Origin of the sequence: Pedobacter psychrotolerans (assembly GCF_004340665.1) — a bacterium.
Lineage (GTDB): Bacteria > Bacteroidota > Bacteroidia > Sphingobacteriales > Sphingobacteriaceae > Pedobacter > Pedobacter psychrotolerans.
This window is the reverse complement of the sequence record NZ_SLWO01000011.1, coordinates 57,185-81,125: the sequence shown is the minus strand read 5'-3', so window position 1 is coordinate 81,125 and position 23,941 is coordinate 57,185. Positions and strand designations below refer to the sequence as shown.

The 23,941-nt window shown below is 37.8% G+C and carries 25 protein-coding genes; 15 read left to right on the top strand and 10 right to left on the bottom strand.

Annotation, left to right across the window (positions count from 1 at the left end):
* The first annotated feature begins 154 nt into the window (after nucleotides 1-154).
* Both bioB and EV200_RS20945 read left to right on the top strand, forming a co-directional pair.
* A complete protein-coding gene (gene bioB, locus EV200_RS20950) occupies nucleotides 155-1,129 on the top strand; it encodes a biotin synthase BioB (protein WP_132536286.1) in 975 nt (324 codons plus the stop codon).
* 189 nt (nucleotides 1,130-1,318) lie between these two features.
* Nucleotides 1,319-2,053: a DUF429 domain-containing protein gene (locus tag EV200_RS20945; RefSeq protein ID WP_132536284.1), complete on the top strand. Its 735-nt coding sequence runs from the start codon at nucleotides 1,319-1,321 to the stop codon at nucleotides 2,051-2,053.
* Between the two features lie 86 nt (nucleotides 2,054-2,139).
* Here EV200_RS20945 and EV200_RS22260 read toward each other — a convergent pair whose 3' ends face one another.
* Nucleotides 2,140-2,367, bottom strand: coding sequence for a winged helix-turn-helix domain-containing protein (locus tag EV200_RS22260; RefSeq protein ID WP_208864589.1), 228 nt, complete (start codon nucleotides 2,365-2,367; stop codon nucleotides 2,140-2,142).
* Nucleotides 2,368-2,395: 28 nt separating this feature from the next.
* Here EV200_RS22260 and EV200_RS20935 point away from each other — a divergent pair, with 28 nt between their 5' ends.
* From EV200_RS20935 to EV200_RS20915, 5 genes are all read left to right on the top strand, one after another.
* Nucleotides 2,396-2,668, top strand: a complete 273-nt coding sequence (locus EV200_RS20935) for a hypothetical protein (RefSeq protein WP_132536282.1) — start codon at nucleotides 2,396-2,398, stop codon at nucleotides 2,666-2,668.
* 146 nt (nucleotides 2,669-2,814) lie between these two features.
* Nucleotides 2,815-3,819 (top strand): aldo/keto reductase, encoded by a 1,005-nt coding sequence (locus EV200_RS20930; protein WP_132536280.1) that lies wholly within the window; start codon nucleotides 2,815-2,817, stop codon nucleotides 3,817-3,819.
* A 72-nt stretch (nucleotides 3,820-3,891) separates the two neighbouring features.
* Nucleotides 3,892-4,788, top strand: a complete 897-nt coding sequence (locus EV200_RS20925; protein WP_132536278.1) for a helix-turn-helix domain-containing protein — start codon at nucleotides 3,892-3,894, stop codon at nucleotides 4,786-4,788.
* Nucleotides 4,789-4,892: 104 nt separating this feature from the next.
* On the top strand, nucleotides 4,893-5,879 hold the full coding sequence (locus tag EV200_RS20920; protein ID WP_132536276.1) for a Gfo/Idh/MocA family protein: 987 nt from the start codon (nucleotides 4,893-4,895) through the stop codon (nucleotides 5,877-5,879).
* Between the two features lie 303 nt (nucleotides 5,880-6,182).
* Nucleotides 6,183-7,268 carry a fatty acid desaturase family protein gene (locus tag EV200_RS20915; protein WP_132536274.1) on the top strand — a complete coding sequence of 362 codons (1,086 nt, stop codon included), beginning with the start codon at nucleotides 6,183-6,185 and terminating at the stop codon, nucleotides 7,266-7,268.
* A gap of 76 nt (nucleotides 7,269-7,344) precedes the next feature.
* Here the strand turns inward: EV200_RS20915 and hxlA are convergent, their stop codons facing one another.
* The gene (gene hxlA / locus EV200_RS20910; protein WP_132536272.1) at nucleotides 7,345-7,980 is read right to left on the bottom strand and encodes a 3-hexulose-6-phosphate synthase; all 636 of its coding nucleotides are present in this window, start codon (nucleotides 7,978-7,980) and stop codon (nucleotides 7,345-7,347) included.
* 35 nt (nucleotides 7,981-8,015) lie between these two features.
* On the bottom strand, nucleotides 8,016-8,615 hold the full coding sequence (gene hxlB / locus EV200_RS20905) for a 6-phospho-3-hexuloisomerase (RefSeq protein WP_132536270.1): 600 nt from the start codon (nucleotides 8,613-8,615) through the stop codon (nucleotides 8,016-8,018).
* Nucleotides 8,616-8,823: 208 nt separating this feature from the next.
* Between hxlB and EV200_RS20900 the strand changes: the two genes are divergently transcribed.
* On the top strand, nucleotides 8,824-9,684 hold the full coding sequence (locus tag EV200_RS20900; protein ID WP_132536268.1) for a helix-turn-helix domain-containing protein: 861 nt from the start codon (nucleotides 8,824-8,826) through the stop codon (nucleotides 9,682-9,684).
* A gap of 569 nt (nucleotides 9,685-10,253) precedes the next feature.
* Here the strand turns inward: EV200_RS20900 and EV200_RS20895 are convergent.
* Nucleotides 10,254-10,991, bottom strand: coding sequence for a dienelactone hydrolase family protein (locus tag EV200_RS20895; protein WP_132536266.1), 738 nt, complete (start codon nucleotides 10,989-10,991; stop codon nucleotides 10,254-10,256).
* 228 nt (nucleotides 10,992-11,219) lie between these two features.
* On the opposite strand from EV200_RS20895, the gene EV200_RS20890 reads away from it, so the two are divergent.
* From EV200_RS20890 to EV200_RS20870, 5 genes are all read left to right on the top strand, one after another.
* Complete coding sequence (locus EV200_RS20890; RefSeq protein WP_132536264.1) at nucleotides 11,220-11,570, top strand: single stranded DNA-binding domain-containing protein; 351 nt, start codon at nucleotides 11,220-11,222, stop codon at nucleotides 11,568-11,570.
* A 369-nt stretch (nucleotides 11,571-11,939) separates the two neighbouring features.
* Nucleotides 11,940-12,512 carry a phosphatase PAP2 family protein gene (locus EV200_RS20885; protein ID WP_165877993.1) on the top strand — a complete coding sequence of 191 codons (573 nt, stop codon included), beginning with the start codon at nucleotides 11,940-11,942 and terminating at the stop codon, nucleotides 12,510-12,512.
* A gap of 137 nt (nucleotides 12,513-12,649) precedes the next feature.
* Nucleotides 12,650-13,312, top strand: a complete 663-nt coding sequence (locus EV200_RS20880) for an HAD family hydrolase (protein WP_132536330.1) — start codon at nucleotides 12,650-12,652, stop codon at nucleotides 13,310-13,312.
* A 51-nt stretch (nucleotides 13,313-13,363) separates the two neighbouring features.
* Nucleotides 13,364-14,353, top strand: coding sequence for an L-glyceraldehyde 3-phosphate reductase (gene mgrA / locus EV200_RS20875; RefSeq protein WP_132536260.1), 990 nt, complete (start codon nucleotides 13,364-13,366; stop codon nucleotides 14,351-14,353).
* Between the two features lie 118 nt (nucleotides 14,354-14,471).
* Nucleotides 14,472-15,395 (top strand): cation diffusion facilitator family transporter, encoded by a 924-nt coding sequence (locus EV200_RS20870; protein WP_132536258.1) that lies wholly within the window; start codon nucleotides 14,472-14,474, stop codon nucleotides 15,393-15,395.
* 150 nt (nucleotides 15,396-15,545) lie between these two features.
* Here EV200_RS20870 and EV200_RS20865 read toward each other — a convergent pair whose 3' ends face one another.
* From EV200_RS20865 to ligD, 5 genes are all read right to left on the bottom strand, one after another.
* Nucleotides 15,546-16,706, bottom strand: coding sequence for a DUF3095 family protein (locus EV200_RS20865; protein ID WP_132536256.1), 1,161 nt, complete (start codon nucleotides 16,704-16,706; stop codon nucleotides 15,546-15,548).
* A gap of 76 nt (nucleotides 16,707-16,782) precedes the next feature.
* Nucleotides 16,783-16,980, bottom strand: coding sequence for a hypothetical protein (locus EV200_RS20860; RefSeq protein WP_132536254.1), 198 nt, complete (start codon nucleotides 16,978-16,980; stop codon nucleotides 16,783-16,785).
* Between the two features lie 102 nt (nucleotides 16,981-17,082).
* The gene (locus tag EV200_RS20855; protein WP_132536252.1) at nucleotides 17,083-17,334 is read right to left on the bottom strand and encodes a hypothetical protein; all 252 of its coding nucleotides are present in this window, start codon (nucleotides 17,332-17,334) and stop codon (nucleotides 17,083-17,085) included.
* Between the two features lie 228 nt (nucleotides 17,335-17,562).
* Nucleotides 17,563-17,859 carry a Dabb family protein gene (locus tag EV200_RS20850; RefSeq protein ID WP_132536250.1) on the bottom strand — a complete coding sequence of 99 codons (297 nt, stop codon included), beginning with the start codon at nucleotides 17,857-17,859 and terminating at the stop codon, nucleotides 17,563-17,565.
* Nucleotides 17,860-17,908: 49 nt separating this feature from the next.
* Complete coding sequence (ligD, locus tag EV200_RS20845) at nucleotides 17,909-20,608, bottom strand: DNA ligase D (RefSeq protein WP_132536248.1); 2,700 nt, start codon at nucleotides 20,606-20,608, stop codon at nucleotides 17,909-17,911.
* 570 nt (nucleotides 20,609-21,178) lie between these two features.
* Between ligD and EV200_RS20840 the strand changes: the two genes are divergently transcribed.
* Nucleotides 21,179-21,400: a DUF3606 domain-containing protein gene (locus EV200_RS20840; protein ID WP_132536246.1), complete on the top strand. Its 222-nt coding sequence runs from the start codon at nucleotides 21,179-21,181 to the stop codon at nucleotides 21,398-21,400.
* 10 nt (nucleotides 21,401-21,410) lie between these two features.
* A complete protein-coding gene (locus tag EV200_RS20835; RefSeq protein WP_132536244.1) occupies nucleotides 21,411-21,614 on the top strand; it encodes a hypothetical protein in 204 nt (67 codons plus the stop codon).
* A gap of 38 nt (nucleotides 21,615-21,652) precedes the next feature.
* On the opposite strand, the gene glgX is transcribed toward EV200_RS20835, so the two are convergent.
* Nucleotides 21,653-23,782, bottom strand: coding sequence for a glycogen debranching protein GlgX (gene glgX / locus EV200_RS20830; RefSeq protein ID WP_132536242.1), 2,130 nt, complete (start codon nucleotides 23,780-23,782; stop codon nucleotides 21,653-21,655).
* Nucleotides 23,783-23,941 lie beyond the last annotated feature (159 nt).

Below are 23,941 nucleotides of genomic sequence, written 5' to 3'. Positions count from 1 at the left end.
TTTCTTTAATTCTACACCGGACTATTCAGAATCTCAAGAGCGGTCTATTTACTTGTAATGAGCACATCTTATTTTTGACAACAGCACTAATGAACGGTTGGATGCATGGATTGAACTCATGCAAATACCTGTTAAAGTTAAAAAAACAAGCAAAATGAAAGTACAAAAAACGACCAGACATGATTGGAGTAAGGAAGAGATTCGGGGCATACATGATCAACCTTTAATGTCTCTTGTATTTGAGGCTGCCAGTGTGCATCGGCAATGGCATGCGCCAGAACAGGTTGAGCTTTGTACCTTGTTATCGATTAAAACTGGTGGATGCCCGGAAGATTGTTCTTATTGCCCACAGGCTGCCAGATACCATACCGATGTTAATGTCCAGACGTTATTGCCCACAGAAACGGTATTGCAACATGCAAAAAAGGCTAAAATTGCAGGAGCCACCCGATTTTGTATGGGAGCGGCCTGGCGCGAGGTAAGGGATAACCGGGATTTTGACCGCGTAATTGAGATGGTAAAAGGTATAAATGAGATGGATATGGAAGTGTGTTGCACTCTTGGTATGCTTACAGAAAATCAGGCGATTCGTTTAAAGGAAGCCGGACTTCATGCCTACAATCATAATCTGGATACTTCAGAACAGTATTACGATCAGATTATCAGTACCAGGAAATTTGATGATCGGATTAGTACCATTAACAATGTCCGCAGAGCTGGAATTACGGTATGCTCAGGTGGGATAATTGGACTTGGAGAATCAATAGATGATCGTATAAGTATGCTGGCCACCCTCGCTACCATGGAAAAACATCCGGAATCTGTTCCTGTAAATGCATTGGTTCGTGTGAAAGGCACTCCTTTGGAAAAAAACTCGCGAATCAATATATGGGAAATGGTTCGCATGATTGCAACAGCGAGGATAATTATGCCAGCCTCAAAAGTTCGTTTAAGCGCAGGCAGAGCGGAGATGTCTGAAACTGAGCAGGCCTGGTGTTTCATGGCTGGTGCCAACTCAATCTTTACAGGTGAGGACAGCAAATTACTGACTACACCCAACCCTACCACAGCAGGAGACTTGAGCATGCTCACTAACCTGGGATTAAAACCTATGAGAAAAGTTCATTAATTTTTATTTTAGATTGAACAAATAAATCATTGCTTAATTATATGGATGTTAAAACTTAATTGCAATCGGCATACCCCCTATTTATTATTCAAAATTTCATAAACTATCAATCTGGTATAGCACGTCATTCTTCCCTCCGCTCAACTTTTTATGCTCTGCATTGTATAAGTTATAAACCATAATTTAAATATGAGTAATCTGGCAATTGGCATAGATGGATGCAGGTATGGATGGGTTACCGCCTGCTACGAAAGTGAAACGGTAAAGCTTTTTAAAAATATTGCTGAGGTTTGGGCATACTTCGGAAAAGATTGTGATTTTCTGATCGACATGCCGATAGGTTTGCCAAGTGCCGAAATCCCGAATCGAACCTGTGAGCAGGAAGCCAGGGCAGTCTTACCAAAAGGAAGAAAATCAAGTCTCTTTCCGGTACCCTGCCGGGAAGCATTTGCTGCTGAAAACTTCCAGGAGGCAAATGAGATGAATCGACGTATTTTAGGTAAGGGGCTGTCAAAACAAACCTGGTTTATTATGCCTAAGATGCAAGAACTGGATGAATTGCTCATCAGTAACCAGGCGGCTAGATTGCGTTTTAAAGAAGCACATCCTGAAATTTCATTTCAGTTACTTAATTCAGGTAAGCCACTAATGGCCAGCAAGAAAACCAAAGAGGGCATTCATGAACGGCTTTCTATTTTACAACAGTTTAATTTACGAACAGAAAACCTTTATCAATCTGCTATTCATGCGTTTAACAGAACAGCAGTGGCTCCGGATGATATACTTGATGCTTTATGTTTATCTGCTATGCAAACCATCATTCAGCAAAACGGAAAATTACAACCACAATACACTTTTCCACAAAAACCTATTGCAGATGAACATGGAATTGTAATGGCGATTCATTATGGAAGGAAACATTAAAATCCCCTCAACAACAAAATAATCATTTACAAGCGAATGATAAATCTTACTGTATGAAACACTGGTGAAACAAACTTGTGTTACACTTAAAATTTAATAAAAAACCTAAATCCGATTCCGCGTACACTTTCAATCTGAATGTTTGGATCGTCCGCTAAATATTTACGTAATCTACTGATGAAAACATCCATGCTACGCCCGTTAAAGAAATCAGATTCCTTCCACAAATAATTTAAAATATCATTTCTTTTAATTAATTCGTTTTGATGCTTACTTAAATAAAGTAGTAATTGGCATTCTTTTTCAGTAAGCAATATTTCAGACGAGGGCGATGTTAAGTTTGTGGCGGGTACTCAAAATAGCGTAAATGCAGCCATTTCAAAAAAAATATCAACAAGTACAAGTTTAAAATTAGTTGTTAATGATCTGTTTCATTCTTATGTAAATAGCGGTACCATTAATAATCTTCTCCAAACACAGGCAAACTACCGCAATGTATTAGATACCAGAACAGCAATCCTTACTTTAAGTTATCGCTTTGGCAAATCAATTTCTGGTCAGCGTAAACATGATGAAACGAGTACAAACAGCGAACAGGGTAGAATCAAAAACTAGGGTGGTTAAATTATTATTTTTTTTACAAGCCCCATAATCTCATCCCTACCTAAAATCACCTTCATTGATTTGCAAACAACTTTCAGGGTTTTGCATACAGTTGCGCTTTCGATCTTCCCGAGCTTTGAACCATAAAATAAGTAATTATGGAAATCAAAAAAATAAAGCTAGGTAATCAAGGTTTAATCGTTCCGGTAATGGGATTAGGCTGTATGGGCATGACAGGCTTTGAAGAGGCTGATATGTATGGAAAGGCTGATGAAAAAGAAGCCATTGCCACCATTCATAGATCAAGGGAATTAGGCGTTAACTTTTTGGATACCGCTGATTTATATGGTCCTTTAAAAAATGAACAGCTCATTGCAAAAGCGATAGATGGTCATAGGAATGATTATATTATTGCCACTAAGTTTGGTTGGGAAATAGACGACAATAATAAAGTGACATGGGCAATTAATGGTCAGAAAAAATATGTAAAAAAAGCGTTGGAGCGTTCGCTTAAAAACCTTAAAACTGATTACATCGATTTATATTATCTTCATCGTTTAGATCGGAACACTCCTATTGAAGAAACCGTTGAAGCCATGAGTGAATTGGTAAAAGAAGGAAAAATTGGCCATATTGGTTTGTCGGAAGTCTCTTCAGAAACAATAAAAAAAGCACATGCTATTCACCCAATCAGTGCAGTACAAAGCGAATATTCACTATTTGAACGCACTGTAGAAGAAAGAGGGATTTTGCAAACATTGGAAGAACTGGAAATCAGTTTTGTAGCTTATTCACCGCTTGGGCGAGGATTCCTTTCCGGTCAGATTCGTACCATTGACGATTTACCTACTAACGATTTCAGAAGATCAATTCCTCGTTTTCAGGAAGCGTATTTCCACAAAAACATCGAACTGGTTGAAGCCATTGAAGCTATGGCGGCAGATAAAAACATAACTGCTACACAATTGGCATTGGCCTGGATAATGAATAAAGGCATTATCCCAATCCCAGGAACTAAAAGGAGAAAATATTTAGATCAAAATATCGCTGCAGCAGCTATTCATCTTAGTGAAAGCGATGTTTCAAAACTGGAAGGCATCATTCCATTGGGTACCGATACAGGTAGTGCTTATGACGAATTTAGCATGGGACTTATTGATTAAACCACAGGCACAACTTTCAGAATAATTGGAGTTGTGCCTTTTCAATTTATTTATCTTTAAATTAGCATCATCATGAACGCCATTTCATCCATATCAGCATTTCATCGTTTATTATCGCTTCCGGAGCCCTATCACCCTTTAGTGAGTGTAATCAATCTGGCAGAATGCATATTTATTGAAGATGAGGTGTGGAAGGGATTTGTTAACCGCTTTTATTGCATCGCACTGAAACGTGAGGCTACAGGAAAAATAAAATATGGTCAGCAGCATTACGATTACGACAAAGGCGTACTTAGCTTTACGGCACCCAATCAGGTTCAGTCTCTTGATTTACAAAACATGGAATGTGGTTCAGGTTATTTGCTCATCTTCCATCCAGACTTTTTACTTAAACATGCCCTGGCAAATACGATAAATAACTACGGTTTCTTCTCTTACGCTGTAAATGAGGCTCTGCATCTTTCCGCAGAGGAGGAAGATAATTTAATTACCATCCTCAAAAAAATTGACAAGGAGTGTTTGCATATCGACAGGCACACGCAGGAAATTATTTTATCGCAGATTGAATTGCTGCTTAATTACTCTAATCGTTTCTACGAGAGACAGTTTATTACCCGAAAAAACAATAACCATCAATTGCTGGTAAAATTTGAACAGGTTATTGATGACTACTTTAATGCAAACCATACGGCAAGTATGGGCTTACTTACGGTACATTACCTGGCAGACAAGCTGAATTTATCGCCTAATTATTTAAGCGATTTATTGCGGGTTCATACTGGGCAGAATACACAGCAGCATATTCACGAAAAATTAATTGCGAAAGCGAAAGAAAAACTTTCTACCACAAACTTGTCTGTTAATGAAATTGCCTATGCGCTAGGTTTTGAGCATGCTCAATCTTTCAGTACACTATTTAAAAAGAAAACAAATCTTTCTCCTGTAGCATTTCGAAATATGCTCAATTAAAAGAATATCAAAGCTTGCTATGGTTTATGAATAATAAAATTTAAATCTCGCTTTATATCTTAAGTCACTATCCTTAACTTACCGGTCAAATTAAATTTATGCATATGACGGAGATTAAATGGGGAATTATTGGTTGTGGAGATGTAACTGAAGTAAAAAGCGGACCTGCTTTCAACAAGGCACCCAATTCTTCGCTTGTAGCTGTAATGCGGAGAGATGCTGCAAAAGCTGAAGATTATGCACAGCGACATGGCGTACCAAAATGGTACAGTAACGCAGACGAATTAATTAATGACCCGGAAGTAAATGCCATCTATATTGCTACTCCTCCCCTTCAGCATGAAGAATTCACGATTAAGTCTCTTGCAGCGGGCAAGCCTGTGTATGTGGAAAAACCAATGGCTTTAAATAGTGAAGCGGCTAAAAGAATGGTCGTAGCGTCTAACCAATATGGTATAAAACTCTCTGTTGCACACTATAGAAGGCTGCAACCCTTGTTCTTAAAAATCAAATCACTTCTGGAGGAACAGGCGATTGGCGATATCCGGTTTATTGACTTAAAGATGTTGCAACCTCAAAAAAGCGTTATCATTGCCAGTGCTGAATCTGATTGGAGAACTAATCCGGAAATTGCCGGTGGTGGACTTTTCCACGATCTGGCACCTCATCAGCTTGATTTAATGTTATATTATTTCGGAGAAATTAAAACCGCTCATGGTATTGCTGTCAATCAATCCGGAAACGGGCAAGTGGATGATCTGGTAACCGGGCATATTTTATTTGAAAATGGTGTGGTGTTTAATGGTACCTGGTGTTTTACCGTAGCGGAAGAACAGCAACTTGATCGCTGTGAAATTTTTGGCACGAAAGGAAAAATTAGTTTTCCAATGTTTGGCCATCAGATTATCCTAACGATAAACGGAGAAGATGAAAAATTAGATTTTCTTCCTTTGGCACATGTAGAGCAACCCATGATTGAAAAAGTAGTAGCCTATTTTCTAAATCAGGCTGAAAACCCATGCAGTGGAGAAGAAGCTGTAAAAACAATGGAATTATTGGATGGATTTACAAATCAATTACAAAAAGAATAAATTTCAACTTTTTTCAAAAACCAGAAAACAATTTAAGTTTTACTTTGTCTATTATTTAGTTTGTTTGGTTTATGCTTTAAACGATGGATGTCTTTAAAGCAAAAATAATTCAGCCTCATAGAAATATGGGGCTTTCTCATTTTACAACTTACAGGAAACGGATTATTCAACATAAACAATTATAATGTAAAACTTATCATCAGATATTACGTTCATACCTTGACTGTTTAAATTACTTGCAGTTAAATAGCTTGATGAACTCGGAAGTATCGACCCTGTACATAGGGTGGTTAGAGAAGAGACATGAAAGCAAAAACAAAATTTCCGGCGCAGAACGGTGCCAATTTTTATGCAACATTAAGGCAGAATGTAAACGCCGATTTTGCATCACGCAATTTAAGTATTCATGCAAATGGCCTGATGTGGCTCAAAACATTTATTTTTCTCAGCTTGTTTATTGTGCTTTACCTTACTATTATTCTGGCTGATTTAAATGGAATTACCCTTACTTTCCTCACCTTATTACTGGGCATGGTTTGCGCATTTATTGGGTTTAACATTTGTCATGATGCCATTCACGGGGCCTTTTCTGCCAGCAAGCGAACCAATAAAACTTTAAGCATGCTATTTCACCTGGTGGGTGCGAGTCCTTATGTATGGAACATCACCCACAATATTGTTCACCATACCTATACCAATATTCCAGGTCACGATGAAGATATTGAGATTGCGCCCGGATTAATTCGCATTAACCATGAGGATAAACTGGAACCGCATCAGCGCTATCAACAATGGTATGCATTTCCTTTATACGGATTGGCTTCTTTATCATGGGTATTGCGGAAGGATTATAAAAAATTCTTTCAGCAACGTATCGGCGCACGTGAAAATATACACCCTAAAATAGAGTATTTCAATCTGTTTTTCTTCAAATTTTTATATTACGGACTTTTCATTATTCTTCCAATGGTGGTGATGAATCTCCACTGGTGGCAGGTATTGATTGGTTTTGTTTTATTGCATCTGGCACAAGGCATTACCATGGGGCTGGTTTTTCAGCTGGCACATGTGGTAGAAGAAACAACCTTTCCTAAGCCGGATGAAAATGGAAATATGGAAGAAGCATGGGCAGAACATCAGATGCGTACCACGGCAAATTTTGCTACGCAATCTCCAATGGCGGCTTTCTTTCTTGGTGGCTTAAACAGGCAGATTGAACATCATCTTTTTCCAAAGGTTTGTCATGTTCATTATGGGCGTATCGCTGTGATTGTGAAGCAGACAGCTTTGGAATATGGTATCCCCTATCATGAGAACAATACTTTTTCATCTGCATTGGTTTCGCATTTCCGTCTTTTGAAAAAATTAGGCCGACCTGCTGTTGTATAATCTTTTATAAAAAAGATAAAATAAAAAATGGAGCAATCGAATGAACGCTCCATTTTTTATGTGATTAAATGAAAGCTTAAACCGCAGCTTCCATAGCCTCACGCAATGCTTTTGCCGCAGCTGCAGGATCTTCTGCACCATAGATGGCCGCACCAGCTACCACAACTTCTACACCCGATTTAACAACCGCTGCAACGTTATTAATATTTACTCCGCCAGCAATTGATACTGGTACACCTACTCTGGCAGCCTCATCAATTAAAACCTGGATAGAATATCCATCTGTCCATTGCTCATCTAAGCCTGCATGTAGTTCTACGAATTTTACACCCAGTTCTGTTACTTCCTGCGCCCTTTTTACACGGTCAGGATAACCAATAGTATCTACCACTACACCTTTTCCATGTGCTTTAGCTGCTTTAACTGCACCAATAATGGTGGCATTTCCGGCTGCGCCCATAACGGTCACTAAATCTGCACCTGCTTTAAATGCGATATCAGCCTCCAGTTCACCTGCATCAGCAGTTTTTAAATCAGCGAAAACCAATTTATCAGGATGTGCATTTTTCATTGCGGTGATTACCGATGAACCAACGTTTTTGATTAATGGTGTACCCAACTCAATAATATCTACATAAGGAGCTACTTTTGCCGCTAGTGCCAGTGCCTCTTCGGTAGTTAACAAATCTATTGCTACTTGTAATTTTGCCATGATGGTATTGATTTATAATTAAAATTTAAAATATATTATTCGAGATTAGCGTGTCTTTTATATAATTCTTCCGCAGGTGTGCCATCAAGTTTCCATAAAGATTGAAATACGGCATCCATTAAAAGCAGTAAAAACTGTTCAAATAAACTTCCTGCGTATTGTTGTGACTTTCCGCTACCATGCTCTTCCTTTCCAGCAGCGGGAATATAAACGATATGATCTGCCAGCTTAGCGAGTGCAGATTGCTGATCAGCGGTAATGGCCAAAAGCTTTGCCCCTACTGAAACTGCTTTCTCTGCAGCCCTTACAATTCCACTGGTGGTGCCAGAGCCAGAAGCTGCAATAAGTAAATCATCTTTCTGAATAGCTGGAGTGGTGGTATCGCCCACAACATGTACAGCTAAACCTAAATGCATCAGTCGCATGGCAGCAGAGCGCATGGCAAAACCTGATCTTCCGGCAGAAATTAGAAAAATACGTGGGGATTGCTGAATGTAATTGATAAAAGGAACCAGACTTTCCAGATCCATTTTTTTAGCCAGTTTTAAATTCTCATTCAGTACCAGTTCTAAATTCGATTGTAAATCCCAAACCAATTGCTGATTATCTATTGATTCTTCTATTGTATTTTGCATTTCCATATCATCGTATTCGATATGTCAAAGGTAAATGGATGTCCAAGGTAAGTAGTTATACAATCGCCACATAATGTGGGACAATCAGCTAAACGCATCATTAAAAAGTCATCCTTTTAACATAAATATCCACTCATTTCCGAATAGTCCACCAAAATGCGCTGAATATCCAAAGCGATAAAATACAAGTACTTATCTTTGGATCAACATGATTGTAGCTACACCCACTCCACTTGAAAAATCACTTATTTATATTCGGAATCTGAACAATTGCCCACCTAGTTACTTAAATGATCCTGGCAGGAAAGATTTTTTTGAAGTGGTATGGTTAAAGAATGAAGATCCATTGCACAGCATATCAGATCCTAATTTTAATATTAAAGGTGATTGGATTTATCTGATACCACCTTATAGGGTACACCAATTGAATAAGGCAGGAAAAAATGGCGAACTGATTTCTTTTAAAAGGTCAATGCTGGAGGAAGAGGATAAAGATTTCTTACTCGATCTTTTCAGGATTTTTAATGTTCAGGGCGAATTTTCCTGTTTAAGGTTAGATGCAGCATCTTCAAAAGAGTTGGGTGCCATCTATCAAATTATGGAAGATGAATATAACCGTGATGGAAATAGTTTCATCATGCTTAAGGCTTTACTTAAAGTATTTCTGCTTAAATTAATCAGTGTTAAGGAGCATGAGTTTACCAGTCATGATGTTCATCAAAAGAGAGTTTACGAATTTCTAATGCTGTTGGAAAGTAATTTCCTTACTGTAACCAATATCGATTTTTATGCAGGTAAACTCGGAATCAGCTCCAAGCGATTAAACCAAATACTGAAAGAAAAGTTAGATAAAACCGGCACACAAATTATTCATGATAGAATTATTTTGGAAGCCAAAAGACGAATGATCCACAGCGAGGTGACTATTAAAGAAATTGCTTATGATTTAGGCTTTTCTGATCGCCCCTATTTTAGTCGTTTCTTTAAAAAGCAAACTGGTGAAACTCCTGATGAATTTCAAAAGAAGGCAAGGGCGCACATTGAATCTAAATTTAATACTTTGGTTTAAATCCAAGAATCTTTATAGCAAAACTAGTTAATAATCAAATAGATATACCTGCTTTTTGGTGAGATACCATAAGCCTTCGGAGGATTATGATTTGTCAATAGAAAACTGCTATTTTTCAATAAACTATCTACTGGTAGGTGAGACACCAACCAGTAGATTAATGTTTAACCACCCCCTGCCCCTCCTAAATTAGGAGGGGAGTTCCCCTCATAGTTGTGTATTATAGAAAAATAACTACTTCGATTTTTGCTTTCTGATAACCTAAATAAAATGTCCTGATTGGTGAGACACCAACCAAGACATTTTATTGAAAAGGAAATCATGTTAATAACGCTTATCAGCCTTTTTCGCTCTAAAGATTTCGAAAAATACGCCAAGTGAGCTTAGTATTAAAAATACTCCAGTGATTAAGTTGGTTCTATCATCCATAAGTTTAAAGAGTTTAGGAAATCCAAGCTAAGACTTTACAATGACATTTCAAAGACATAAACATTAAAGGAGTATTTATTTATTGATTGAATCCAAATACAACATCTAATTTTTAGAGATTGGATCACCTATAGGAAATATTACTTTAAAATCTCCGACAAAAACATCAGGGTATGCTTCCATGCCCTCTTGGCCATAACCTCATTATAATCAGGAGACTTTGGATCAGTAAAGGTATGTTTACTATTGGCATAGGTTATGATTTGCCAATCTGCTTTTCCATCATTCATTTCTTTAATTAAATTACTCATGTTTTCAGGCGTTACACTTTGGTCATCAGCAGGGTTTTCGATCAACATTTTAGTTGTTAAGGCACCATTGTTTCTATCTGCTGCTTTACCTAAACTTCCGTGAATGGATACTACGCCAAGTACCGGAAAACCCGCCCGGGCAGTTTCTAATGCGCCAGCGCCGCCAAAACAATATCCTATTACCGCCAACTTATCTGCCGTTGCGCCTGCTTTCTTCAATTCTGTTAAAGCCAGGGATATCCGTTTTTGGTAGGCCTGATAATCTTGTTTATATTTTCCAGATAGCTGAGCAGCCGCAGCATTATCTTTTGGTGCATTGCCTTCTCCGTAAATGTCAGCAATGAATGCAATGTATCCTTGTTTCTGTAATTCCAACGCAGCCGTTTTCGCTTCTTCATCTATTCCTTTCCAGGCTGGCAATATTAATACACCTGGCAATTTCTTACCTGCATTAGCGGTAACCATTCCATTAAGTTTTTGTGTACCATCAGCATAGTTTACTGGCTTTAATTGTGCATTTGCAATTCCTGCGGATAACAGAAAAATGCTTAATAATAATTTGTTCATTTGGTTGTCTTTTATTGTATAATGAATAGATTTTGATAAGATACAAATAAATGGTTCATTTGTTTAATTCGCAGAATTTACTTAACTGATTCTGATAGTATTTCAGGTTTTGAGGTATTATATCTGAAGCGTTACAAAAGGAACAGCATTTTTTATCAATCCACTTGATATCTTTGCCTTAGCTAAACCGATAAATCATCCTTATTGGTTTAATAAATCACATCCCATATGAAAAAGTTTGCCGTTCTGTTTGCCATGATGTTCTCCTTTTACCTGGCTAAAAGTCAAACGATGGTTTTAGCCAAAAACGCAGGGCAATATATTGGAAAGGTTGTAACAATTTGCGATTCCGTTTACAGCACTAAGGCACTGGATAAGTTAACACTGATTAATCTGGGTGGTGCTTATCCAAAAGAATTAATTACAGTAGTGATTAACAAAGTCGATCTGGCCAAATTCACTTCTGAACCTGCAAGTATGTTTTTAGGAAACAATGTTTGTATTACCGGAACTGTAACCGAATTTAAAGGCAAAACACAAATTGTGGTAACAGATCCCAAACAAATTACCTTAAAATAATTTTTGCTAAACGGTAAGCAATCGGAATATTCTGATGTGGTATCGAGACATGCCAATTCATTAGCTATCTATAAAGCTAACTCTTCATTCTAGAGCATTATTCTTTACAGAAATCAAGATGTTCTATTTAATTGAATTCATTAATGTATAATATCGGTTAGTTAATCATAACGCACTGAAATAGAGCTACAATTGAGCATTTTAAATTAATTCTCTGTAACATGCATTAATAATTTTTGGTCTAAAATTACTTACCTATCCTATAATTTGATAGTTTTGAAAATTCAATGATATAGCCAAATGAGGTTTAAACCCAATACTCTTTTATCCATACTTGTTCTACTAATCCTCGCGTTTACCACTTTGAGTGTGTTTATAGCCAAACACCCCATCCTTCCATTTGATATTAAAGCATCTTTGTTGGTTCAAAAATTACAATCCAGCTGGATGGATAAAGTAATGTTAGCCATTAGCTTTTTTGGTGAATTGCCTTACTCCTTGCTTTCAGTGCTGGTGGTGGCTGCTATATTTTATTGGCAGAAATTCAGGCGTGAAGCCTTTTATATTTCAATGGTCTTATTTTCGGGTCTCATCATTCTTGGTGTTAAAAACATCATCAATCGACCGCGTCCAACTACTTTCTATGTCAGGCTGGTGGAAGTTAACCGGTTTCAAAGCTACCCTAGTGGGCACGTACTCTCTTATGTACTGTTCTTTGGATTCCTGATTATATTAATGCGAACCTTAAAGCAAATCCCCCAGACAACCAGAAATACAATTACTTATATATCAGCATTTCTCGTAATCATGATTGCGCCTTCCAGGATTTATCTAGGCGCACACTGGCTTACAGATACGATTGGCGGCTTTCTGCTGGGAATCATTTGCCTATTCCCTTTATGCTACTTTTACTTCCGTAAGAAACCTGTAAGGGATAATTAATACCTGAGTCTCCGCTTCAATTTAGCATTAGTAATGAAAGCACTGATTGAAATGAATAATCCTGTAAATCGTATACGGCAAAGTATGAGAAGATACTGACCTATTGCTCAAAAAAATCTAATATTTTTGCAACCATGATGGATATAAAACCTAAAGCATTTCTTTTTGATTTAAATGGAACAATGATTAATGATATGGCATTTCATAATCATGCCTGGCACGATATCCTAACCAAAGATCTTGGTGCAAACATCAGTTTTGCTGCTGTAAAAAAGGAGATGTATGGTAAAAATCAGGAACTTCTGGAAAGGGTTTTTGGTGTTGGTTATTTTTCTCAGGAGCAGATAGACCAGATTTCCATTGAAAAGGAAAGACGTTATCAGGCTGCTTACAAAGAACATCTTACCCTAATTCCCGGCCTAAAAGAATTTATGAACCGTGCTAAACAGGCAAATATCTCGATGGCTATTGGCTCAGCAGCCATCCCTTTCAATATCAATTTCGTATTAGATAATTTGAATATACGATCTTACTTTGATGCGATCGTAAGTGCAGAAGACGTAAAAAAAAGTAAGCCTGATCCTGAAACGTTTATCAAAGGCGCCAACATTTTAGGTATAACTCCTGATGAATGTATCGTTTTTGAAGATGCGCCTAAAGGTGTTGAAGCTGCACAAAATGCAGGAATGAGATGCGTAGCCATAACGACCATGCATACTGCCGATGAATTTACAGCTTATCAGAATATCATGGCATTTATTGATGATTACAATGACCCTGTTTTGAATCAGCTATTTTAATCACTTATTATTATAACCCATCCTCCCTAATATATACTAAACCCTAACCAAATGAATAATAGCATTTCTCCTGACCGATATCATAAAATGAAATATAACCGTTGTGGCCACAGCGGATTAAAATTGCCTGCTATATCACTTGGCCTTTGGCATAATTTCGGGCATGTAAATGACTTTGACAACAGTAGAAACTTAATTTTTACGGCTTTCAATAATGGCATTACCCATTTTGACCTGGCCAATAATTACGGACCACCTCCAGGATCGGCAGAGGCAGTTTTCGGCAAAATATTACAGGAGAATTTTCAGGGCTACCGTGATGAAATGGTCATTTCAAGTAAGGCTGGCTACACCATGTGGGATGGACCTTATGGCGATTGGGGCTCGAAAAAATACCTGGTTTCCAGTTTGGATCAAAGTTTAAAACGAATGAAACTGGATTATGTTGATATTTTTTATCACCATCGCCCAGATCCGGAAACACCGTTGGAAGAAACTATGGATGCCTTAAGCTTAATGGTACAACAAGGTAAAGCGCTATATGTAGGGATTTCCAATTACCAGGCACCTGAAGCAGAAAAAGCCATCAAAATATTGAAAGAAAACGGTACACCCTGCTTAATCCATCAGCCAAAATATTCGATGTTTGAACGTTGGGTAGAAGGCGGATTGCTTGATGTGCTGGAACAAAACGGTGTGGGTTGCATTCCTTTTTCCCCGCTTGCTCAGGGTTTACTCACCGATAAATATTTGCATGGAATTCCTGCAGACTCGCGTGTGGCCACTAGTGGTGTCTTTTTAAAGGAAAGCAGTATCACGCCCGAAAAAATTGAAGTGATCAGCAAGTTAAATGATCTTGCCCGCACCCGCCAACAAAAGTTATCGCATATGGCACTTTCCTGGATTTTAAAGGATCAACGGATTACATCGGTTTTAATCGGAGCCAGTAAACCCGAACAAATTACAGATGCAATTATGGCATTAGATCACACCACCTTCAGCGACGAAGAAATTAAGCTAATTGATCAGATCTTAGCATAAATTCTTTTATATCAGGCCAGGATCAAACAATAGATGTTTTGATCCTGGTATTTTTTTTAGCCCGTCAAACTAAAAACTAAGGATTTGGTTTAAGGTATATCATTTACAATTTCTAATTATGGCAAAAGCCAACAAATCGATATACAGCGCACTTGCAGCTAACTTACTAATTGCAGTGACTAAATTTATTGCCGGTGCATTCACCAATAGTTCTTCTATGATTGCGGAAGGAATTCATTCTACGGTAGACACCAGCAACCAACTTTTACTGCTTTATGGCTTAAAACGAAGTATTAAACCTGCAGATGAGTATCGGCCCTTCGGCTATGGAAAAGAACTCTATTTCTGGTCTTTCATCGTTTCCATTATGATTTTTGGCCTGGGCGGCGTACTATCGGTTTCGCAAGGTATTACGCATATCAGGCATCCGGAAACTTTGGTTAATCCAGGATGGAATTATATTGTTTTGGCACTGTCTTTTGTGTTTGAGGGTGCCTCGTTTATGGTAGCCATTAAAGAGTTTAACCAAACCCGAAAAGGCTTATCATGGTGGAAGGCAATTATAAAAAGCAAGGATCCTTCAGGATTTCTGGTGCTTTTTGAAGATGGTGCAGCCGTATTAGGACTTTTAATTGTTTTTATATTGATGGTGTTAAGCCATAATTTAAATATGCCATTCTTAGATGGGTTGGCCTCTGTTTTAGTCGGAATCTTGTTGATCTTCGTTTCATTTATCTTAGCCAGAGAGAGTAGAAGTTTATTAATGGGTGAAGGATTAAGTCCTGAGACACAACAAAAGCTAAAAGATTTAACAGAAAGTGATCCTGATGTTGTTGCAGTAAAAAGTATACTTTCCACTTATCAGTCTCCGAAGGAAGTTTTATTGATATTGGTTTTAACGTTTCGTCCGGAGTTGGATACAGAAGATTTAACCGGCGCCATAGACCGAATAAGAGAAAAGATTAAGGCCGAATATGAATTGGTTAAATTCGTTATCATTCAGCCTCAATCCGTTAACAACACTGGCAAAGAAATCGCCTAAGTTTAAGCCTGAACATTTCCGATCTTTAAATCAAATATTCAAGATGAGATAATTAAATCACCTGTAGTACAATTTTTCCACGCATATGCCCTACTCACCATTTATATGTGCTTTGACCTCATGAATCTGAAATTACAAAACCAACTCATGCTAAACTAGCTTTGCTTTCAATTTTTGTTTCAAAACACCTGCAGCTTTTGTGTAACCACCGTCTGCCCCATCCACAAAATGAATGTGTTCATCTTCAAAATCACGAACATAACAAGACATTACAGATTCACCACTAACATAGATTCCAAAGGATATTTCTCCAGCATTCTCCATCCGTTGAAGCGCTTGTTCCAAGGCCAGGCGTTGCTTTTCCGTCCCCGTGATAACAGTATTGATCCGGCCATCCATGACAAGTGTATCAGACATTTCGACCAATTGCCGGAGGTATTTTTGACCACTATCGGTTCTAAAATATACGAAGGCATACATATTGACAAACCAGTTTTTGACCAGTTCCAGCCATTTTATTTTACCCAGTTGATGCCGCATTTCTCTGCCGAGGTTATTGAAGGAGGTACGAAACACCAGTTTGGGGATGGATATTGGCTTGCGTTTTTCAGGCGAGCCATAAATCTGATCCAGGTGATGAATAATTTTACTAAAAACCTCTGCCTGTTTATTAAAATCCTGTACAATTGCAATAAGTGTTACCACCTCTTCGCTATGCTCAGGTGGTTGAATTTTATCCCAACGGCATTGCATCCCCGTTAAATCTATTTCTTCTTCTGCACTCTCGTGGCCCGAAAGCAGATAATCTTCACCCTTGATGATCTTTTCTGCATAATCCAGTCCATCACCTAAAACAATAGGAATGGAAAAAGTTTCACCGCTGTTAAACCTGGCGATTTTAAGGGAATGGCCTTGCTTGTAAATCTCTTTAACAGTCACGATTCCTGCACGCAACTCCAATTTGAAATTTGTTAAGGTATTTGCACGATATTTTAATAGTGCTTTCATGGCTACATCTACAATGCTGGATGGCACGATGAAAGTAGCACCATCTCCACCAAAAAAGAATGGAACCAGAATGCCCGCTTTAAATGCGATATTTAAGACCGTTACAATGCTTCCGGTGGCAATAAGGTTAACCTCTTCATGCAAGCCCGAATCTACTGCGTTGGTAGAACTTTTTATATCCGTGATAATAACAGACCAATCATCAGGAACAGCTGCAAACAGATTTTTCTTCAGTAGCAACTTGCTTAATTTTAACTTATTAATGATCAGATTAGCGTAGAAATGATCTTGGTTTAATGCCATAAAAAATCGGAAATTACGCTACAATATACGTAAAGGAAAGGGGCTAAAGCTTCATTTTAAACAGAAATATCCTGATCTAAATAATCACCAGTATTGTTCCTGACTTTCCTAAGTAGAAGTAATAATGCTGTTCATTACTGTAACAGATTTTTTCAATATCGGATACTTTTCCAGATTTACCAAACTCGTCCTCTACGAGATCACCGACTTTTATTTTTTCAAGCTGATGCCTGCTTGCAGAGGATCTTTTAATTTGTGTAGCATATTTTTCCATGATTGCGTTTTCTAAAACTTACGCAAAGTGAAAGCATCTGGATTTTATCAGGAACAATATACCAACATCTGAGTATAAATCATTTTACATTGATGGAGTGATTTAAGAGTATACTAATTCATACACCTTTTTCATATATAGAGCTTCTTCTATTTTAATAAAAAACTCATGCCATTCATCCCGGGTGAAAACCAGGCTGATATCAGGAAAGGGTGTTGATAAGATTACCACTTCTTTACCGTCAGGATGATTTTCCTGATAATCATCAAAACATAACTTTTTGGTCGCCGAACAAAAGGCATCAAACTGTTCAAATGAAAAATTCATTAATACACCAGCACGCCAGATATTCATCACTTTACAATTATTGCATTGTGCTATAGTGATATTTTGATTATGAGCAAGTATCGTTGTTTTACACATGAGCTTATTGAATTAGAGGAGATTCAACAAATATCACACTATTTAGAATAATTCCAAATAAAACACATTTAAATTTATTCTTCTTAATTCTTTTAAACCCAATTCATTTAAATAAAAAATGCCGGACAATGCCGGCATTTTAAACTTTATTATGCTTATTTAGTGGGCATCGTAAATGATTACCTTTTCAAAATAAACTTTAAATTCATCCAAAAATGCTTTATGTAGCGGATGAACCTGATAAACATCATGTGCGGTTAAATCTTCAAACATTATCAATAAACTAAAGGTATAGCTCGTATCTACCACTGCGCGCTCAATAGGTGCTGGTGTACCCAAATGAAAAGTTTTTACGACTTCAATTTGTTCCAGGGTTTCTAAACTTTTACGGAAAGCTGCTTTCTGCGCTTCGGTGATATCGGCTTTAAGCCAGAATAAAACATGGTGTGCAATCATTATTTCAATTTTTTTTCCAAATATAGGGAATGAAAAAGATTATTATTTACTAACCAAAAACGGTTTTAGCTTTATTCACGGCCTTTTTTAAATCAATGCCTCTTCCTAAAACTCCTTTAAATAAATCTCCTTCTGCCTTTAATCGATCCAGCGTGTTAAAAATATTAAAATCCTTCATTTCCAGTCCTTTTTTAACCTCATCCCAATGTAGCGGTGTGGAAACCGTAGCTCCCGGTTTAGGTCGGAGCGAATAAGGCCCCGCAATAGTGGCTCCTGGCCTATTTTGAAGAAAATCAAGATACATCTTACCTTTTCTGGCCGGAATCATTCTTTCAAGCGAGGTGTAGTCTGGAATTTCCTTTTGAACCAAACTAACTACCATCTTGGCAAACATCTGACTTTGATCGTAATTATATTTTGCATTTAAGGGAATGTAAACATGCATCCCGGTAGAGCCCGATGTTTTACAATAAGATGGAACATCAATCGCATCAAGGATTTTTTTTGTAACCTGCGCGGCTTCTACCACCTGATCAAATGAATGCTGATCCGGATCCAGATCAATTACGCAATAGTCTGGATGATCTGGATGTTGAGTTCTGCTAAACCATGGATTCATTTCAATGCAGCCCAAACTAGCCATCCAAAGCAAAGAAGCTTCATCGGTTCCCACCAGATATTCCTTTTTTTCTCCCTCGCCATTCTCATAAGGGAAAGTTTTAGCCCAATCTGGCGCTTTCCCCTTCACATCTTTCTGATAAAAACTTTTCCCATTGATTCCTCCAGGAAAACGATTTAAGGATTGCGGCCGGTCTTTGAGGTAAGGTAAAATATAATCAGCCACCTGATAGTAATAGTTGAACAGATCTCTTTTGGTTACCTGATCATCAGGCCAATACACTTTACTTAAGTTGGTAAATTTTAGCTCATGCCCTTTTATTTTACGAACCTGGGTTTGTTCTTTTGGATTGAGTAATGTTTTGCGTTCCGTTTGTTGAGGTGCTTTGATGGCTTCACTGTGCTTTTCTGTTTTAGCTACTTTATCGCTGATTACCTTTTCTGTATCCATTTCTTCTTCACGGACAACGTCTTTTGCTTTTTTATCTTCACGCATGCCCTGAAAAGATGGATGCCTGAATACACCATCCTCTGTCACTTCTGTAAAAGCCACCTCGCAAACCAATTCTGGTTTTAACCAGGTTGCTTTTGCTTTAGGAGGATTTGGCCTGAACCGAGAGGGTTTATTCACATCAGGTAATTCATCGAAAGGGCTCTTGCTGATAATTAAGGGTTCAAACTGCTTGATCATTTCGCGTTGCATCTGATCAGAAAAACCTGTTCCCACCTTGCCTACATACAGTAGTTTTCCTTTGTCATACACGCCAAGTAACAAAGAACTAAATGCTTTTGAAGTATCTTCATTTTTAGTAAATCCTGCAATAACCACTTCCTGACGCTTGCTTACCTTTATTTTTAACCAGTCTTTTGATCTCCTGTCCGATACATATGTACTGTTTATTTTCTTTGCAATAATACCTTCCAGTCCCATTTTCTTCGCTGCGGCAAAAAAATCAATTCCACTCGCTTTAAAAACCTTTCCAAGCCGTACCCGATCATCATCTGCTGGCAAAATTTCATTTAAAATGGCCTGACGTTGAAACAAAGGAAGCTCCATCAAATTCTTGCCATCATACCACAGCAAATCAAATAAATAAAAGACGAGTTCACCATCTGCTTCGCTGCGCCAGTTTTGCAATGATCCAAATTTAGAAATGCCCTTTTCATTTAACACCAGTATCTCTCCATCTAATACCGCATTAATTTTCCATTCGCTGAGTAAATCATAAATGGGATAAAATTTATCATTGAAAGATTTATTGTTTCTGGAAAGCAGTTCAACCTCACCATTATTGATTGTAGCCAGGGCTCTATATCCATCCCATTTTACTTCGTATTGCCAGCTATCATCATCAAACGGTTCATTAACCAATGTGGCCAGCATGGGTTTTATTCCGGTAGGCATAGCAGATTTTGGTGATTTCTTTAGCAAAGCCTTCACATCTACATCATCTTGCTCACCAATGGTTTCCTCTTTAGGCATGATCTTTTTAGCCGGGGATTTTTTCGGAACTTTTACTTTTTGGGCTTTACCATCTTTCCAAACCTCTTCTGATGTTTTTTCCATTGCACTAATGGTTTTTCCGGAAAGGACAGATTTATCTTGTTTGGTAATGTCTTTGGTCGTAGCAAAATCATCCCGATGTTTGATTAAAAGCCAGCCATTTTCGCCCATGCCTTTGGTTTTCACTAATGCAAATTCGCCCTTTAGTTTTTCTCCATTGAGTTTAATTTTAACCGACCCTTCTGAAAGTTGTTTTAAAAGATGCTTTTCTTGCGCTTTTTTGCCTTTTATAGTTTCTATTGGCTCGTAGGTACCCTCATCCCAAACAATTACTGTTCCGCCTCCATACTCTCCTTTTGGAATAATCCCTTCAAAATCTTTATAATCGAAAGGATGATCTTCAACCATCATGGCTAAGCGCTTGTTTTTAGGGTCTGTAGACGGACCTTTGGGCACAGCCCAGCTTTTGAGTACACCATCCATTTCCAAACGAAAATCATAATGCAAACGGGTGGCATCATGTTTTTGAATCACAAATTGCAGTTTGTTTTTATCCTTGCTTTTCCCTGCTTTAGGCTCAGCAGTATTAGAAAAATTACGCTTGGCCTCGTATTGTTTCAAACCCATAATGATGTATTTTGTAGTAAGGTTCTAATCGGATTAGAATTGTTAAAACAGTGTTGAAACAGAAAAGGTTTTTAATATCAACTTGCGAAGTTTTAAAGGCCAAAAGCGTGGCAGAACTTCGCCAGTTTAAAAGATGAATCTAATGCTAAAGTAGCGCAATGTGTAAACATGATGTGTTTAGACTGACGAAGTTTCCCCTGCACACCAATCCATCAAAACTTCGTAAGTCGATTCAACGTCAACTTGCGAAGTTTCAAAGGCCAAAAGCGTGGCAGAACTTCGCCAGTTTAAAAAATGAATCTAATGCTAAAATGGAGCAATGTGCAAGACATAATACTTAGACTGACGAAATTTCCCCTGCACACCTTTCCATCAAAACTTCGTAATTCGATTCAACGTCAACTCGCGAAGTTTCAAAGGCCAAAAGCGTGGCAGAACTTCGCAAGTTTAATGATAAAAAACGCCACAGAATGAAATCTGACAATAAGAAAACAAAATCCAATCAACGAAACAAAACCAATAGGCACAATACTTTGTTCAATCTATATCAATTAGCCAAATTATAGACCTATGGAAATTCAAAACACTTCGACCACAGCTCGTAAAGAGTTAATCGACATTTCTGATGAACAAGATCGCAACTACTGGGCAGAAAGACTCGGAGTAAGTAGTGAAAAGTTAAAATCAACAATTAGAGCTATCCATAGTATGGAGTTTTCTAAACTAAATGACTTTTTAAGAATGGAGAAAATTAAATCTGCCAGTACTTATCAGCGATTTATTAATTCTTAAAATACAAGTAATGTTAGTAGAAAAAAATAATAAGAAAAGTGTGAAAGCGATTACTAAGCCAGCCGTTACAGATGCTATTCATCTGATTGACTTACCAGTTCAAGAGAAATTTTTTAGTCGGAAAACGCAAGGTGATGCTGTAAAACATCCAAAAGCAACCATTAAAATCCTGACCTTTCCGTATCCAAAAAACGGATTGGCGAATTTGCTTTAATCATTATAAAAAAAGGAGATTTTAAAAATCTCCTTTTTTTATTCTTCAGATTTTAAAACCAATATAGATCTTCCACCAACAGTAAGAATATCTGCAGCTTCATGTAAAGATAAATCTTGTTTAGAGATTTCTCCGGTACCCGTATCCAAGACCTTTCTCCATTTTTTAGCATAATCTTCTTTTGGCAATTTATAATTAAGCCCTTCATAGTGTGCATTAAATATAATGAAGAAATGATTATCTAAAATATCCTCGCCCATAGGTCCTTTGCTCTGAATACCTTCACCATGAAAGTAAATCCCAATAGACCGGGCAAAGTCACTTTCCCAGTTATAGCCTTTCATCGGATTACCATCAGGTGTAAACCAAGCGATATCTTTTACGCCGTCCTCTCCAACTTCCTGTCCGTTAAACCATTTCCTTCTTCTTAAACTCGGATGATTTAAACGTAACTCGATCAATTGTTGTGTAAAGTACAATAACGATTCATCAGCAGCACTCCAATTTAGCCAAGACAATTCATTATCCTGACAATAGGTATTGTTATTTCCACGCTGTGTTTTACCCATTTCATCACCAGAGACCAACATCGGGATACCCTGAGATAAAAATAATGTGGCCAGAAAATTTCTTTTTTGCTGTTGACGTAGCTTGATGATATTCTGATCATCGGTTTCACCTTCCACACCACAATTCCAGGATCTGTTATGGTCTTCACCATCTGTATTGTGATCTAAATTGGCCTCGTTATGTTTTTCGTTATAGGAAACGAGGTCATGAAGTGAAAATCCATCGTGAGCGGTAATAAAGTTTACACTGGCAGTTGGCCTTCGGTAATCTTCCTGGTATAAATCCGGACTCCCTAAAAATCGCTGTGCAAATTCACCCAACATATTTGGATTTCCACGCCAGTAATCACGCATCACATCCCGGTACATTCCATTCCATTCGGCCCAACCTGGCGGAAATTTACCAACCTGATAGCCCCCGTCTCCTACATCCCAGGGTTCTGCAATTAATTTTACCTGAGAAATTATAGGGTCTTGATGGATGATATCAAAAAAGGAACTCAGCCTGTTCACTTCGTGCAATTCTCTGGCCAGTGTAGAAGCCAGGTCAAAGCGAAAGCCATCAACGTGCATTTCCTGAATCCAATACCGCAAACTGTCCATAATAAAACGAAGCACATTTGGTAACATGGAGTTTAAAGTATTTCCAGTTCCTGTATAATCGGTATAATAACGTCTGTTTTCTTCTAAGCGGTAATAGGCACCATTGTCTATTCCTTTAAAAGATAAAGTTGGACCAAGCTCATTACCCTCGCCCGTATGGTTATAAACCACATCCAAGATCACTTCAATGCCTTCTGCATGAAGCGCCTTAACCATATCTTTAAATTCATTTATCTGTCCTCCCCTAACATCTGATGAGGCATAGCGAGAATCGGGTGCAAAAAAACCGATGGTGTTGTATCCCCAATAATTGGTTAGCCCTTTTTCCTGTAAATGATGATCAGAAATGAATTGATGTACCGGCATCAGCTCTACAGCGGTAACACCCAGTTTCTTTAAGTATTCGATGGCAACTGGATGTGCCAATCCGGCATAGGTTCCGCGGATATTTTCAGGAATTTCAGGATGCGTTTTCGTAAAACCTTTGACATGCATTTCATAAATCACCGTTTCATGATAATCAGTTTTAGGATGCGTATCACCTTCCCAGTTATAAGCTGGATCAATTACTACTGATTTAGGAATAAAGGCCGTATTATCACTCTCGCTAAAACTCAGGTCCATCAGTGGATCGCCAAGCTTGTATCCAAAAAGCGAATTGTCCCATTTGATGTTTCCGGCTATTGCTTTGGCATAAGGATCGAGCAGTACTTTATTTGGATTAAACCGACATCCATTTTCCGGTTCATAAGGGCCATGCACACGATAACCATAAAGCTGGCCCGGTTTAATATCCGGAATATAGGCATGCCAAATTTCATGAGACCGCTCCAGAATGGTAATTCTATCTGTTTCTGTCTCTGCGTGTTCGTGATCATAAAAACAGAGCTCAACAGCAGTGGCATTTTCTGCAAAGAGTGCGAAATTTACTCCTTCACCATCCCATGTGGCACCTAATGGATAAGCATCTCCTGGGAATTGTAAAATTTCTGGCATTATATTTTAAATTAGATTGATAAATTTTTAGCAACCGGTAAAATGAGGTTATAATTTTACAGGTATATTTTTCCGACAACCTATTTAAAAGTAATATTTAGCGCTAAAAGTTTTAAAAAAATGAATTTGCGAATGAAAACAATTTGATGATGGATCATT